This window comes from Mixta theicola (assembly GCF_002895925.1).
GTDB classification, from domain to species: domain Bacteria; phylum Pseudomonadota; class Gammaproteobacteria; order Enterobacterales; family Enterobacteriaceae; genus Mixta; species Mixta theicola.
The window spans coordinates 456,673-471,019 of the sequence record NZ_NWUO01000001.1 but is presented as its reverse complement, the minus strand read 5'-3'; the positions used below and the strand labels follow the sequence as shown (position 1 = coordinate 471,019).

General features: G+C 58.1%; 11 protein-coding genes. 5 read left to right on the top strand and 6 right to left on the bottom strand.

The genetic code is table 11. The features are described 5' to 3' along the window. Positions 1 to 47: 47 nt before the first annotated feature. Genes COO59_RS02180 through COO59_RS02170 form a run of 3 tightly spaced genes read right to left on the bottom strand, consistent with a single transcriptional unit; the run spans position 48 to position 3,105 of the window. Positions 48 to 1,103, bottom strand: coding sequence for a lysylphosphatidylglycerol synthase domain-containing protein (locus tag COO59_RS02180; protein WP_103058183.1), 1,056 nt, complete (start codon positions 1,101 to 1,103; stop codon positions 48 to 50). Continuing rightward, positions 1,103 to 2,347 (bottom strand): cardiolipin synthase ClsB, encoded by a 1,245-nt coding sequence (gene clsB, locus COO59_RS02175; RefSeq protein ID WP_103058182.1) that lies wholly within the window; start codon positions 2,345 to 2,347, stop codon positions 1,103 to 1,105. The genes COO59_RS02180 and clsB overlap by 1 nt, the downstream gene beginning before the upstream one ends. Then, the gene (locus COO59_RS02170) at positions 2,344 to 3,105 is read right to left on the bottom strand and encodes an endonuclease/exonuclease/phosphatase family protein (RefSeq protein ID WP_103058181.1); all 762 of its coding nucleotides are present in this window, start codon (positions 3,103 to 3,105) and stop codon (positions 2,344 to 2,346) included. The genes clsB and COO59_RS02170 overlap by 4 nt, the downstream gene beginning before the upstream one ends. 177 nt (positions 3,106 to 3,282) lie before the next feature. On the opposite strand from COO59_RS02170, the gene COO59_RS02165 reads away from it, so the two are divergent. The 4 genes from COO59_RS02165 to COO59_RS02150 all read left to right on the top strand — a co-directional run bounded on the left by COO59_RS02165 (position 3,283) and on the right by COO59_RS02150 (position 7,892). Beyond that, complete coding sequence (locus tag COO59_RS02165) at positions 3,283 to 3,675, top strand: YbhQ family protein (RefSeq protein ID WP_103058180.1); 393 nt, start codon at positions 3,283 to 3,285, stop codon at positions 3,673 to 3,675. Between the two features lie 238 nt (positions 3,676 to 3,913). Further along, on the top strand, positions 3,914 to 5,485 hold the full coding sequence (gene rhlE / locus COO59_RS02160) for an ATP-dependent RNA helicase RhlE (protein ID WP_103058179.1): 1,572 nt from the start codon (positions 3,914 to 3,916) through the stop codon (positions 5,483 to 5,485). A 171-nt stretch (positions 5,486 to 5,656) separates the two neighbouring features. After that, a complete protein-coding gene (gene dusC / locus COO59_RS02155) occupies positions 5,657 to 6,610 on the top strand; it encodes a tRNA dihydrouridine(16) synthase DusC (RefSeq protein WP_103058178.1) in 954 nt (317 codons plus the stop codon). 79 nt (positions 6,611 to 6,689) lie between these two features. After that, entirely contained in the window at positions 6,690 to 7,892 is a 1,203-nt protein-coding gene (locus tag COO59_RS02150) for an MFS transporter (protein ID WP_103058273.1), read from the top strand. Here COO59_RS02150 and COO59_RS02145 read toward each other — a convergent pair. The 3 genes from COO59_RS02145 to COO59_RS02135 all read right to left on the bottom strand — a co-directional run bounded on the left by COO59_RS02145 (position 7,868) and on the right by COO59_RS02135 (position 13,377). Next, on the bottom strand, positions 7,868 to 9,436 hold the full coding sequence (locus COO59_RS02145) for an inorganic phosphate transporter (RefSeq protein ID WP_103058177.1): 1,569 nt from the start codon (positions 9,434 to 9,436) through the stop codon (positions 7,868 to 7,870). The genes COO59_RS02150 and COO59_RS02145 overlap by 25 nt on opposite strands. Before the next feature lie 743 nt (positions 9,437 to 10,179). Next, positions 10,180 to 11,370, bottom strand: coding sequence for a L,D-transpeptidase family protein (locus tag COO59_RS02140; protein ID WP_103058176.1), 1,191 nt, complete (start codon positions 11,368 to 11,370; stop codon positions 10,180 to 10,182). 192 nt (positions 11,371 to 11,562) lie between these two features. Then, positions 11,563 to 13,377 (bottom strand): glycoside hydrolase family 15 protein, encoded by a 1,815-nt coding sequence (locus COO59_RS02135; RefSeq protein WP_103058175.1) that lies wholly within the window; start codon positions 13,375 to 13,377, stop codon positions 11,563 to 11,565. Positions 13,378 to 13,490: 113 nt separating this feature from the next. On the opposite strand from COO59_RS02135, the gene COO59_RS02130 reads away from it, so the two are divergent. After that, positions 13,491 to 14,276: an SDR family oxidoreductase gene (locus COO59_RS02130; protein WP_103058174.1), complete on the top strand. Its 786-nt coding sequence runs from the start codon at positions 13,491 to 13,493 to the stop codon at positions 14,274 to 14,276. The last annotated feature ends 71 nt before the right edge of the window (positions 14,277 to 14,347 follow it).

The following is a 14,347-nucleotide window of genomic DNA, read 5'->3' as shown; positions in this document are numbered from 1 at the left end:
GACGCTCAGGTAAGCGGCAGCCCGGCGTGCGCTGCCGGGTTTTACCGTTACTGGACAAGTTTACTGTGCTGATTTAGCCCATCGTCCGTCTCGTGCCGTTTAGCCTGGTGCCTGTCCTGCTCCGTCGATTTGCCGTGCGCTTCCTGCTGCATTTTACGCTCGTTTTTCACGCGCAGATGCTTCGCCCGGCTTTCCAGCCACAGATAAAGCACCAGCGCCAGCAGCAGCGGCAGGATAAAGTAGAGCATCCGATAGGCGAGCAGGGCGGCGATAATCTGCCCGTGACCGGCGTGCTCGCCGCGCAGCAGCGCCAAAAACACCGCTTCCAGCACGCCGATACCGGCCGGGATATGGATGATTACCCCGGCGATACTGCTGATCAGCAGCACGCCCAGCACCACCGGATAGTTTACTTCCTGTCCCAGCAGCAGCCAGATAATGGTGCCCATTACCATCCAGTTGGCGCTGGAGATAGCAAACTGGAACAGCGCCATACGCAGCGAAGGCAGCGCCAGCTTCTGGCCTTTAATCGTCCAGCGACGCCGTTTGGAAAAGGCGCAGGCGGCCAGATAGGCAATAACCAGCAGCGCCAGAATGCCGCCAATCAGCCGCAGCGTCCCTTCGCCAATAAACCAACCGGGCGGCACCGGCACCATACCGGCGGTAAAAATAATGCCCGCCAGCAGGATATAACCGAGCCAGTTAGTGGCGATACTCAGGGAGAAAATGCGGGTGATAGTGCTGCCGCTTAGCCCCAGCCGTGAGTAAAGCCGGTAACGCATTGCCACGCCGCCAACCCAGGTGCTAAGCGTCAGGTTAAAGGCATAACAGATAAACGAAACCAGCATCACCTGACGTTTGGCCAGCTTATGACCGCAGTAGGCGCGGCCAATCAGGTCGTAGCCGCCATAGGCGAGATAGCTCAGGATCACCAGCCCCACCGCGCTGAGAATCGCTACGCGGTTATAGTTAACGATGACCTTCCAGACTTCTTCCCAGTTTACTTTGCGGGCATAGATTACCAGCAGCACAACAACCGCAATAAAGAACAGCCAGGTGAGGATCTTTTTGGCCAGTTTCCAATTTGGATGGGCTTTTGACATCAGGGTTTCACTCCTTGTTTATCGCTATCAACGCGATCCTGGGTTTCCAGTTCCGGCTGAACCGGCGGCGGCACCTGCTTTACTTTAGGCGTATGGGCGGGCAACCAGCCGGCGATAGCGGGGAAATGGCGCAGGAAGTGGAACACGATGACGCTTTTAGTCAGCTGCAGCCAGGTGCGCTTCGGCAGTTTCTCTTCCTGCACGCGCACGCAGTCTTGCTGTAACAGCCGCTCCAGATTATCGCGCAGCGTCTGATTAAACTGTCGATCGTGAATAATCAGGTTAGCCTCCAGGTTAAGCGACAGGCTAAGCGGATCGAGATTGCTGGAGCCGACCGTGGCCCATTGCCGATCCTGTACCGCCACCTTACCGTGCAGCGGACGGCGGGTATATTCGTACACCTCCACGCCGCCTTCCACCAGGTAGTTATACAGCAGCTCCGCGCCAACTTTGACAATCGGCATATCGGGTTCGCCCTGTACGATCAGACGCACGCGCACGCCGCGCTGGGCGGCATTTTTCATTTCGCGCAGCAGGCGATAGCCGGGGAAAAAGTAGGCATTGGCGATAATCACATCCTGTTTCGCGTTGCTCAGCATCTCCATATAGTGCTGTTCAATATCATCGCTGTGTTCATCATTATCGCGAAAAACGAATAGCGCCTGCGCATCGCCCGGCTTCTGGTTGCGCGCCGGACGATGAGAGCGGTGTCCCCACCAGCGGCGCGTATTCGCCTCGCTGCCGAAAGCCTCCAGCACAAAAGCGCCAATATCGTCAACGATCGGCCCTTTAACCTCAACGGCATAGTCCTGCTTGGCCTGCGGGCCGAAGTCGGAGTTGTGTTCAATCGAAAAGTTAATGCCGCCGACAAAGGCGATAACGCCATCGACCACCACGATTTTACGGTGCAGCCGACGAAAGAGATTGGTGCGCATGCCCATCACCAGCGGACGCGGATCGTAATAGAGAAAGCGCACGCCAGCGGAGGTCAGGCTGGAAACAAACTCATCCGACAGATCGGGCGAGCCGTAGCCATCCACCATTATCTCGATTTTCACGCCGCGCTGGGTGGCCGCCAGCAGTTCGCGATGCAGCGCCTTTCCAACGTTATCCTCAAACAGAATAAAGGTTTCCAGCAGCACGCTCTGCTGCGCGCGCCGGATCGCGCCAAATACGCGCGGAAAAAACTGTTCACCGTTTTCCAATAGCTGGATACGGTTACCATCGCGCCAGCTCATCGTCATAAGTGAATCTCCACGGCCAGCGGCGCATGATCGGAAAGGTGAGACCAGGGCCGCATGGGTAATGCCCAGGGGTGGCTGGTTCCGGCGTTACGCACGTAAATACGATCGAGACGTAACAGCGGAAAACGCGCCGGAAAAGTGCGTGCCGGACGTCCATGCTTACGGCTAAACACTTCATCAAGGTTGGCGCAGCGCTTCAGCATTTCATTAGCGCGAATTTGCCAGTCGTTAAAATCGCCCGCCACCACCAGCGGTGCATCGGGGGGCAGGGCGGCGATCATCTCGCACATCATCTGCATTTGCGCCTGACGATGCGCATCGCGCAGGCCGAGATGAACGCACATCACGTGCAGCGTCTGGTCGCGATCGGGAAGCTGTAAATGACAGTGCAGCACGCCACGCTTCTCCGTGCCCGCCACCGAAATATCGCGGTTCTCATACTCCAGGATCGGGAAACGGGAAAGTATTGCGTTACCGTGATGTCCTTCAGGATAGACCGCGTTGCGCCCGTAAGCGTAATCGTTCCACATGGTATCGGCGAGAAACTCATAGTGCGGGGTGTCCGGCCAGTTTTCCACCTGCAGCGGATGAGTCGCGTGCGTCCCCATGACCTCCTGTAAAAAAACAATATCGGCGGAGGTCGCACGCACCGCTTCGCGCAGCTCCGGTAAAATAAAGCGCCGGTTAAAACTGGTGAAACCCTTATGTGTATTAATTGTCAGGACTTTAAAGGAAAATCCTTGCGCTTTTTGTGACATACTGGGGGCGCTCTCCTTTTGATTTTGATTTCCGATAAAGTGTAGTCTTTGTCACAAAAGGGCGCTGACTTCCGCTGCGTTTTGCGGCATCGTCCGAAAACTACGTTACATTATGGACATTCGTCGTCGGCTTTGCCGACAACTTGGATCGCCTTCAAACGCGGTCAGGAGAAGAGAATGAAATGGTTTAACCGTATACAGATTGCCACTGGCCAACCCTGTCTGCACATTTCTTTGCATCTGTTGATGCTTGTCGCTCTGGTTTGGGGCTGGCGGGAACGGGCGTTGGTTGAGGTGAGTAGCGTACTGGTTGCCGCCTATGCTGCGGTGTTTATTGCTATGCTGCTGACGCAGCGTATTCCGCGTTTGCGGCGTACCGGTGATTTTTTAGAAGAGATGACCACCACCTACTATTTCGGCGCGGCGATGCTGCTGCTGTTTTTAGTCTCGCACATTCTGCATAACAACCTGCTGCTGGCCTGCCTTGGTCTGATAATGCTGGCCGGACCGGCGCTGGTTTCGCTGTTGGCAAAAGAGCCGTCGCCGCATATCGAAAAGAAACGCAGCTAATCTTTTTATTCCGCCAGCGTCAGGGCCGCATCGTGCGGCCCTGGTTTTTTCTGCCGCCGCGCGCTTTTTAACGCGACAGCGGTGCGCCGCTATCCCCACGACGCATAAACTGTTACACTGATCTCATTACGCACCGTAGTTTGTGCCCTTTCAACCGCTTGCTCAACAAGCGTCATGATCTCCCCCCTGGAAACTGCACCGTTAACGACGGTCAGGGCGGAACCGGAGTTGAACCCCTATGTCCTTTGATTCTCTCGGCCTGAACGCCGATATTTTGCGTGCCGTTGCCGAGCAAGGCTATCGTGAGCCTACCCCGGTACAGCGCCAGGCTATCCCGGTGGTACTGGCAGGCCGCGACCTGATGGCCAGCGCCCAAACCGGCACCGGCAAGACGGCAGGCTTTACGCTGCCCATCCTGCAGCGCCTGAGCGCGAAGCCGCTGACGGCGAAAAGCCGTCGTCCGGTACGCGCATTAATTCTCACCCCGACGCGTGAACTGGCGGCGCAGGTGGGCGAAAACGTCCATGACTACAGTAAATACCTCAACCTGCGCTCGCTGGTGGTGTTCGGCGGCGTCAGCATTAACCCGCAGATGATGAAACTGCGCGGCGGCGTGGATGTGCTGGTGGCAACGCCGGGCCGTCTGCTCGATCTGGCGCAGCAAAATGCGGTCGATCTGTCACAGGTAGAAATCCTGGTGCTGGATGAAGCGGACCGTATGCTTGATATGGGCTTTATCCATGATATTCGTCGCGTGCTGGCGCGCCTGCCGGCGAAACGTCAGAACCTGCTGTTTTCCGCCACCTTCTCCGATGAGATTAAATCTCTGGCGGAGAAGCTGCTGGATAACCCCAGCCAGGTTGAAGTGGCGCGTCGCAACACCGCCTCTGAACAGATTACCCAGCATGTGCATTTTGTTGATAAGAAGCGCAAGCGGGAACTGCTGTCGCTGATGATCGGCCAGGGCAACTGGCAGCAGGTGCTGGTATTTACCCGCACCAAGCATGGCGCCAACCATTTAGCCGAGCAGCTGAATAAAGATGGCATCACCGCCGCCGCGATCCACGGTAATAAAAGCCAGGGCGCGCGTACGCGTGCGCTGAGCGACTTTAAAGGCGGCCAAATTCGCGTGCTGGTGGCGACCGATATTGCCGCGCGCGGTCTGGATATTGAAGAACTGCCGCACGTGGTTAACTATGAGCTGCCGAACGTGCCGGAAGATTATGTGCACCGTATCGGTCGTACCGGCCGTGCCGCCGCAACCGGCGAAGCGATTTCGCTGGTCTGCGTTGATGAGCATAAGCTGCTGCGTGATATTGAACGTCTGCTGAAACGTGAAATCCCGCGCATGGCGCAGCCGGGCTTTGAGCCGGATCCGAGCATTAAAGCGGAGCCGATCCTGAATGGTCGCCAGCAGCGTGGCGGTGGCGGCGGTGGACGTAGCCAGGGCGGTCGCGCTCAGGGCGGCGATCGTCAGCCTTCAGGCCAGCGTCAATCCGCCTCAGCCGATCGCCAGCCGCGTCGTGCCTCCGGCGAGCGTGACGGCAATCAGCCGCGCCGCGCCTCCGGTGAGCGTGATGGCAATCAGCCGCGTCGTGCCTCCAGTGAGCGTGACGGCAATCAGCCGCGCCGCGCTTCCGGCGACAGCAGCCATCCGCGCCGTATTTCCGGCGATGGCAATCAGCCGCGTCGTACTTCCGGCGACAGCAGCCATCCGCGCCGTATTTCCGGCGATGGCAACCAGCCGCGCCGCACCTCCGGCCAGCGTCCGGCGCATGCGCGCAGCGATAAGCCTTCCGGCAACCGTTAATTCCGCCTTGCTGAAGACGGCTACCCCAGCGGTAGCCGTCAGTTTGCCGATCGGCGCCCTGTTACCTCCCTTATTTTCTATCCGCTTCTGCAATAAACGCCTGCTCAGGTGATTTTCACCTTTACGCAAAAGGCGTAAACTTGCGCGTCAATTTTTTCAAAGGTATCTGTCATGCGGGTGTTACTGGCGCCGATGGAAGGCGTACTGGATTCTCTGGTACGCGAATTGCTGACCTCAGTGAATGATTACGATCTTTGCATCACCGAATTTTTACGCGTGGTGGATCAGCTGCTGCCGGTAAAATCTTTCCTGCGTCTCTGCCCGGAGCTACGGCACCAGAGCCGTACCTCCTCCGGTACTTTAGTCAGGGTGCAGCTGCTGGGACAGCATCCGCAGTGGCTGGCGGAGAACGCGGCGCGCGCGGTGGAGCTGGGTTCATGGGGCGTCGATCTTAACTGCGGCTGCCCGTCGAAGCTGGTTAACGGCAGCGGCGGCGGCGCCACGCTGCTGAAAGATCCGGAGCTTATCTATCGCGCGGCCAAAGCGATGCGCGAAGCGGTGCCCGATAATCTGCCGGTAACGGTGAAGGTGCGTCTTGGCTGGGATTCCGGCGCGCGGCGTTTTGAAATTGCCGATGCGGTACAGCAGGCGGGCGCCAGCGAACTGGTGGTGCATGGCCGCACCAAAGAAGAGGGCTATCGCGCCGAGGCGATTAACTGGCAGGCGATTGGTGAAATCCGTCAGCGTTTGTCGATTCCGGTGATCGCCAACGGGGAGATCTGGGACTGGCAAAGCGCCCAGGCTTGCATGGCGGCAACCGGCTGCGATGCGGTGATGATTGGCCGTGGTGCACTTAATGTTCCTAACCTGAGCCGGGTAATCAAAGAGAATGCGCCGCCGATGCCCTGGCCGCAGGTCATGGCGCTGCTGCATCGCTACACCCGGCTGGAAAAGCAGGGCGATACCGGCATGTACCACGTTGCGCGCATCAAACAGTGGCTTGGTTATCTGCGCAAGGCGTATCCGCAGGCGGATACGCTGTTTACCACCGTTCGCACGCTAAAAAACTCCGTGGAGATCGCGGCGGCGATCGACAGCCAGTGTCGGCTGGCCGATGTTTTGTAACATAATGATAATAATAGCCCTGCACCGGCAGGGCTGGCGTATGATGCTTTCATATCTCTTCTCTCTCTTTTGAATGCTAATGGCCTCGACGACTCCCGTTTTAACCAACGCCCAGCTTAATCGGCGGATTCTTTCCGTTATCATTTTCACCTTCTTTTGTTATCTCTCGGTTGGTCTGCCGCTGGCGGTGCTGCCCGGCTTTGTCCATAACCAGCTGGGCTACAGCTCGTTGATGGCCGGGCTGATTATTAGCGTGCAGTATTTCGCCACGCTGGTCAGCCGTCCCCAGTCCGGGCGGCTGGCCGACGCCTTCGGCCCCAAAAAAGTGGTAATGCTGGGCATGAGCTGCTGCGGGCTGAGCGGCGTCCTGACCATGCTGGCTGGCCTGACGACCGCGACGCCCGCGCTAAGCCTGGCGCTACTGGCGGCCGGGCGTGTTTTCCTCGGCGTTGGCGAGAGCTTCAGCAGCACCGGCGCCACGCTGTGGGGCATGAAAATCGTTGGCAGCACGCAGACGGCGCGGGTGATCTCGTGGAACGGCGTGGCAACCTATCTGGCTATGGCGCTGGGTGCGCCGACCGGGGTCGCGCTGAATGCGCTGATGGGCATCCACGGCTTCGCGGCGCTGGTCACGATAATGAGCGTCGTTGGGCTGTTACTGGCCAGCCGCAAGCCAGCCGTCAGCGTAGCCGTCGGCGCACGCATTGCATTTCATCGCGTGGTCTCTAAAGTCTGGGCCTACGGGCTGGGACTGGGGCTGGGAACCATCGGTTTCGGAACCATCGCCACCTTTATTACGCTTTATTTCGCCAGCCGCCAGTGGCAGGGCGCGGCCTTTGCGCTCAGCCTGTTCAGCATTGGTTTTGTCCTGATGCGTCTGAGCTTTAGCCGCACCATCACCCGCTACGGCGGGCTGCCGGTTTCGGCCTGCTCGTTTGCGCTGGAATGTGCCGGACTGCTGCTGATCTGGCAGGCGGATAGCGCCTGGCTGGTCGATGTTGGCGCTTTTTGCACCGGAGCCGGTTTTTCGCTGGTGTTTCCGGCGCTGGGCGTGGAGGCGGTTAAACAGGTTGAAGTGCCAAACCAGGGTGCCGCGCTGGGCATCTACTCTGCGTTTCTCGATTTGGCGTTAGGATTAACCGGCCCGCTGGCGGGCCTGTTGATTAACCGCGCCGGGATGTCATCCATCTGGCCCGCCGCCGCGCTGGTAGTGCTGGCGGCGATGCTGCTGACGCTATGCCTGTGGCAAAAGACGCGCTATAGCGTAACCAGCAGCGTATAAAACAGCGCGGCCATCAGCGCGCAGACCGGCAGCGTCAGCAGCCATACCAGCCCCATGCGCTTTAGCGTGCGCCGCAGCAGGGCGCTGCGATTCGCCACCATGCTGCCTGCGACGCCGCAGGTCAGCACCTGGGTGGTGGACACTGGCAGGCCAAACTGTTCCGCCACGCCTAAGGTCGTCATGGTTACCAGCTCGCTGCTGGCTCCCTGCGCTGCGCTAAGCGGCGCTTTACCGGTGCGCTCGCCAATGGTAATGGCGATGCGCTGCCAGCCGGTTAAGGTGCCCAATCCCATCGCCAGCGCCACCATGATTTTTACCCACCAGGGAATCACGCTGCTGGCGTGATTTAACTGCCCGACCAGCGCCGTCAGCAGTGAGCGCTCATTGTGCGTAAGCGGCGTCGGGCTGCTTAACAGCTGACGCAGGGTTTTACTGGTCAGCGACATTTGCAGGCGCAGGCGGATTGCCTCGCTCGTTGATAGCCGATCGAAGCGGGTTAGCGCGCTCAGCCGTTGATGCAGGCTGCCCGTGACTCTGCCGGATGCGAGTAATACCGCCTGCTGCTCTCTTTCTGCCATCGGCAGCGTGGAATTGCTGCGCTGCGGCAGCTGCGCCTGCGCCTGCGCGGTCAGCACGGTTAAGCGGGTCAGATCGCGCTCCGGTAAAGTGCGATTTAACGCAAACCCGCCCGGCAGCGCAATCAGCAGGATCACCATAATCAATCCCATCCCTTTCTGCCCATCGTTGGCTCCGTGCGCGAAAGAGACGCCGCTGCTGGTCAGCAGCAGCATGCCGCGCAGCCAGAGTGGGGGAGGGCGATGCAGGTCGGCAGGCTGAGAGAGCCGGCGATTCGGCAACAGGGTTTTCATTAGCAGCAGCAGCAGGCCAGCGGCGACAAAACCCAGCACCGGCGACAGCAGCAGCGCCCAGCCTGCCCAGCCCGCCTGCTGCCAGTCGATGCCGGTTAGCGCGCGATCGCCGTTCAGCAGACTGCTGGCGCCGCCGACGCCCAGCATGGCGCCCAGCAGCGCATGAGAAGAGGAAGAGGGAATAGCAAAATACCAGCTGGCAAGATTCCAGCTAATCGCCGCCAGCAGCAGGGCATATATCAGCGCATAGCCGTGGCGGGTATCGATTTGCAGGACTCCCTCCGCCGGCAGCAGCGACATCACGCCCCAGGCGACCACGCCGCTTGCCAACAGCACGCCCAGCATATTCGCGCCGGCGGAAATCAGCACCGCCCGGCCAGGGGAAAGCGTGCCGGTATAAATCACCGTAGTGACGGCATTGGCGGTATCGTGCATCCCGTTAATAAAGACAAAGCCCAACGCCAGCAGCAGGGCGCCGCTCAGCAGCAGCCGGGTGGTAAAAACGTTTCCGGTAACGCTTATCTCCGCCGACAGCTGCGCCATCATCCAGCCGATCGTCACCACCAGCAGCAGGCCAGCCGCCACCGTCAGCAGGCGCTGCTGCCGCCCGGATCGCGTCGGATAAAGCGTGGGAAAGCGTGAGGCGTAGCGGGCAAAGGTGCTGTAATCACTCATATCACACCGTAAGTTTAAAGAATGCTCTGGTGGTGATACGCTTTTTATATGACAAAATAATGACGCAGCTGAAAAGATAAAAGGCGTGCGGGTGGGCGTCCGGCAAAGCAAAATCTATCCAGATCCTGGGCTAAAAACTATTAAAAGAAATATTGACGCCGCGTTAATAATAGTAAGCAGGCTTTATATTATCAGACTTCATTGCTAAGGCGTTCAGCGCAATAATAGCCCGATCGTTATCAGAGAGAATAACGGAAAAAGAGAGTGAATCGGGAGGAAGGCGACCAAATTTAGCCCGCCAGAAAAGGTGCTGACGGGCTATGCGGCGGAGCGGAAATAACTTTCCCTGGTGTGGCAAAAAGAACAGAAGGTATTTATTTTCTCACCGTTCAGGTGATGCCGGGATTATTAATAAAACTTTATTGGACGTCAACAGATTATTTGTAGAGTGTGAGGTGGGTGCGATTATTTTATGACGATAAAATTAGTGGTTAATTAATAATTAAATGTGAATTAATTATATTTTAAATATAAATAGTTAACATTAAAATAACATACTGCCTTAATACAATCGCGGCTGCCTTAGCGGAACCGTGCGCTGGCTGAGCGATGGCAAATTAATCATGGATACCGACCGGGACGGCGTGCGGGGTACGCTAAATGAGCGGCGTTTCACTATCGGGCACGGGATGAAGTGGTAAAAAAGGGCGATAATTATCGCCCTTTTAGAGGCTGGCTTACCGTCAGGAGCCGCTGTTTTCGTCAGCTGGCGCAGCAGGCTGGGCCTGGTCAACCGGCGCCTCAGGCTGAGCCTGATCGCCCGGCGCAGCAGGCTGGGCCTGATTAACCGGCGCCTCAGGCTGGGCCGGGTTAACCGGCGCCTCAGGCTGGGCCTGATCGATCGGCGCGGGATTGCCGTTTTGCTCGGCGGCGTTAGTCGGCAGCGTCTGATTTGGCGCTTGGGCGTCGGCATTTTGCGGAGCCACTGGCTCAACCGGCGTTTCTTCCGCTACTCCGTTGATTTTTAACGGCATACCGGAGCGCGCTTTCATCGCCTGATCGACAATCGCCGGGTTCACGCTGGCGTCAGAGACAATTTTGCTGACCGCTGGCGTCAGCGTAATCGGCACTGGCGCACGCGAGGTAAACTGCTCTTCGGTGGTGGAAAGCGGGTTATGGATCTCGACATAACGCGAACCGTCCGGCTCTACCGTCGCCTTAACCGGCTGATCGATAAACTGCACGCGCGTGCCAGCCGGCACGTTATCGAACAGCCATTTAATATCGTCAGCGCGCAGACGCACACAGCCGTGGCTTACGCGCAGGCCGATACCGAAGTTGGCGTTGGTGCCGTGAATCGCATACAGGCGGCCAATATACAGCGCATAAAGACCCATCGGGTTATCCGGACCGGCCGGGAACACCTCAGGCAGCGTCTCGCCGCGGGCGGTGTACTCTTCATGCATTTTTTTAGTTGGCGTCCAGGTCGGGCCCGCTTTTTTGCGCTGTACGGTAGTTGTCCAGTTTACCGGCGTATCCTTGCCCAGCTCACCAATACCAATAGGCAGCACCACTACGGTTTTCGTGCCTTTCGGATAGTAATAGAGCCGCATTTCGGCGCTGTTGATAACAATCCCTTCACGCGGCGCGTCGGGCAGAATCAACTGGTGGGGAATAATCAGTTTTGAACCGGCCTGTGGCAGATAAACGTCAACGCCGGGGTTAGCTTCGAGCATATTGCTCAGGCCCATTTGATACTGCGCAGCAAAGGCTTCCAGTGGAAGTTTGCTGTCCTGCGGGATGGTAATTTCCAGGTTTTCTCCCGTCAAACGGCTGTTAGCCGGAGGCAGAGGATAAACCACAGCAAGCGCCTGCTGGCTAAATGCCACCAGTGCTACTGCCAGTGAAGCGATCGCGCGAATGCTCTTTTTCATCTTATTTCAGTTGATTAGTGCCATAAATGGCTTGTTAGAGAGTCGACCCAGGTGCGGCCAGTGTGACCGGCTGCACATTATATGTGCATTACCTCTGATTGTGGAACCAGGAATTTTCGTAACCACATCATCTTTCCTTAACTCTATGTCATTTAACGCAATCCTGCCCGGCCTGAACGTGAATTTTTACCTTCAGGGCTGCCATTGCGGATCATCGCCGTCCAGTTTGCGGTTAAGAAAAAAGGCGGCGCTGATTAAGGCCAGATGGCTGAGCGCCTGCGGGAAGTTGCCCAGCGCGAAGCCGTGAAAATCAAACTCCTCTGCGTACAGGCCCAGCGGGTTAGCATAGCTCAGCAGCTTTTCGAACTCAAAATGCGCCTCTTCCACCCGTCCGGCGCGCGCCAGGCACTCTACGTACCAGAATGAGCAGGCGACGAACGATCCCTCACGACCGCTCAGCGCATCGGCGGGGGTCTCTTCGCGGTCATAGCGCCAGACCATACCGTCGCGCACCAGCTTCGCCTTAATCGCATCCAACGTTGACAGCCAGTCGGGATCGGTCGCGCTGACAAAGCGCACCAGCGGCATCAGCAGCATGGAGGCATCAAGGGTTTTGCCGTGGCGCGTGGCGGTAAAATGGCCCAGTTCGGGATCCCGAAAATCCTGCCAGATCTCCTGACGAATTTCACTGCGAACCCGATCCCAGCGCGCGTAGGGCATCGGTAACGATCGCTTCATGCCGAGACGCAGTGCACGATCGAGCGCTACCCAGCACATCAGGCGTGAATGCAAAAAGTGCTGCGGTTCACCGCGCATTTCCCAAATTCCGGCATCCGGCTCCTGCCAGTGCTCGCACAGATAATCGATGGTACCGCATATGTTATGCCAGCTGCGCTCGGATACCGCCTCGCCATACTTATTTGAGAGATAAACCGCATCCATTAACTCGCCGTAAATATCGAGCTGCGTCTGCTGGCAGGCGTCGTTGCCGATGCGCACCGGGCGCGAACCGGCATAGCCGGAAAGATGCGGCAGTTCACTTTCATGTAGCTCGGTGGCGCTATCGAGACGGTACATCACCTGCAGTCGCTCTTTATCGTGATGGCTGTTTTCCACGCAGTGGCTGACCCAATGGGTAAAGCGTTTCGCCTCTTCAACATAGCCCAGACGCATCAGCGCATAAACGCTGAAAGAGGCATCGCGGATCCATGAGGCGCGATAGTCCCAGTTACGTTCGCCGCCCAGCTCTTCCGGCAGGCCGAAGGTGGCGGCGGCGGCGATCGATCCATACTGCCACGAGGTCAGCAGCTTCAGCGCCAGCGAAGAACGTTTAACCATCTCCCGCCAGCGTCCGCGCCAGTTGCTTTGCTGACACCAGTCGCGCCAGTAGTGCAGCGTTTCCTGAAAGCAAATATCGGTTTGCAGGGCATCCAGATGCTCATCCTGCGCGCAGCCGAAAATAAACTCCGCATGCTCGCCAGCTTGCAGGCTGAAGGTCGCCACCGCCGCGTGGCGATCAAGCGAGAGCGGCACGGTGGCGGTCAGGCGCAGCATAGGCTGACCGTGAGCGCTGAACCGCACGGCGTTGTCGCGCAGCTTCGCTTTGGGCGTGGCGCGCGCATAGTCATGCACCGGCGCGCAGCGCAACGAGAAGCGTCCCTCGCCGCGCACCATTTTCAACCGACGAATGATGCGCGGTTTACTATCTTCCCGCTCGCAGATCGGCATGTAATCGGTAATTTCCGCCACGCCTTCGGCGGCGAGCCAGCGCGTCTGCAGAATATTGGTGTCCGGCAGGTAGAGCTGCTGGCGGCGACACGCTTTCCAGTCCGGCGACAGGCTGAAAACGCCCGCCTCATCGCTGTCCAGCAGGGCGGTGAATACCGAGGGGCTATCCAGGTTGGGCCAGCAAAAATAGTCGATAGTACCGTCGTCCGCAACCAGGGCGCAGGTGCGCAAATCGCCAATAACGCCGTGATTACCGATAGGTCGTTTAATCTCAGCCATGCCGTCCCCCGGTTGCGCTGTATGAACTATTACTATAGTCAACGTGGCGGCGCAGACGGGCAGAGCGGCTATACTTGCTGTTTATTTATTAAGCGCCACAGAGGAGTAAAGCTATGCCGACAAACAAGGTTGCGGCGGTCACCGCATCGGACTCCGGGATCGGGAAAGCCTGTGCGGTGATGCTGGCAGAGCAGGGCTACGATATAGGCATTACCTGGCATTCGGATGAGAGCGGGGCGCAGGATACGGCCCAGGAGGTACGTAAGCTGGGACGACAGGCGGAGCTGGTGCAGCTGGATCTTTCCGATCCGCAGCAGGGCGGTAAAGCGCTGGAGGCGCTGATTGCGAAACTGGGCCGCATTGATGTGCTGGTCAATAATGCGGGTACTAACGTTAAAGGCGACTTTCTGGATATTGCATTTGACGACTGGCGCAAAGTTTTTTCCGTTGACGTCGACGGCGCTTTAGTTTGCGGACAGATTGCCGCGCGCCAGATGATAAAGCAGGGCGATGGCGGACGCATTATCAATATCACCTCGGTGCATGAGTATACGCCGCTGCCGGGCTCGGTGGCTTACACCGCCGCCAAACATGCGCTGGGCGGCCTGACTAAGGCGATGGCGCTCAGCCTGTTGCCGCATAAAATTCTGGTTAACGCGGTCGCGCCGGGCGCTATCGCCACGCCAATGAACGATATGGAGAATGCGGACGCCCATAAGATTTCGCTGCCGCATATTCCCGTCGGACGCCCCGGCGACACGCGCGAAATTGCCAGCATGGTCGCCTGGCTCTGCTCCGAGTGGTCCAGCTATACCACCGGCCAGTCGTTTATTATCGACGGCGGCTTTATGCTTGCTAACCCGCAGTTTGCCGTCGCCCAACAGCAGGCTGACCGGTAATCTCCGGCGCTTTGGCGTGGTCAGCACGCTGACGGGGCAGCCTGCTGCCCCATTTTGCTTTTCCGTTCCGC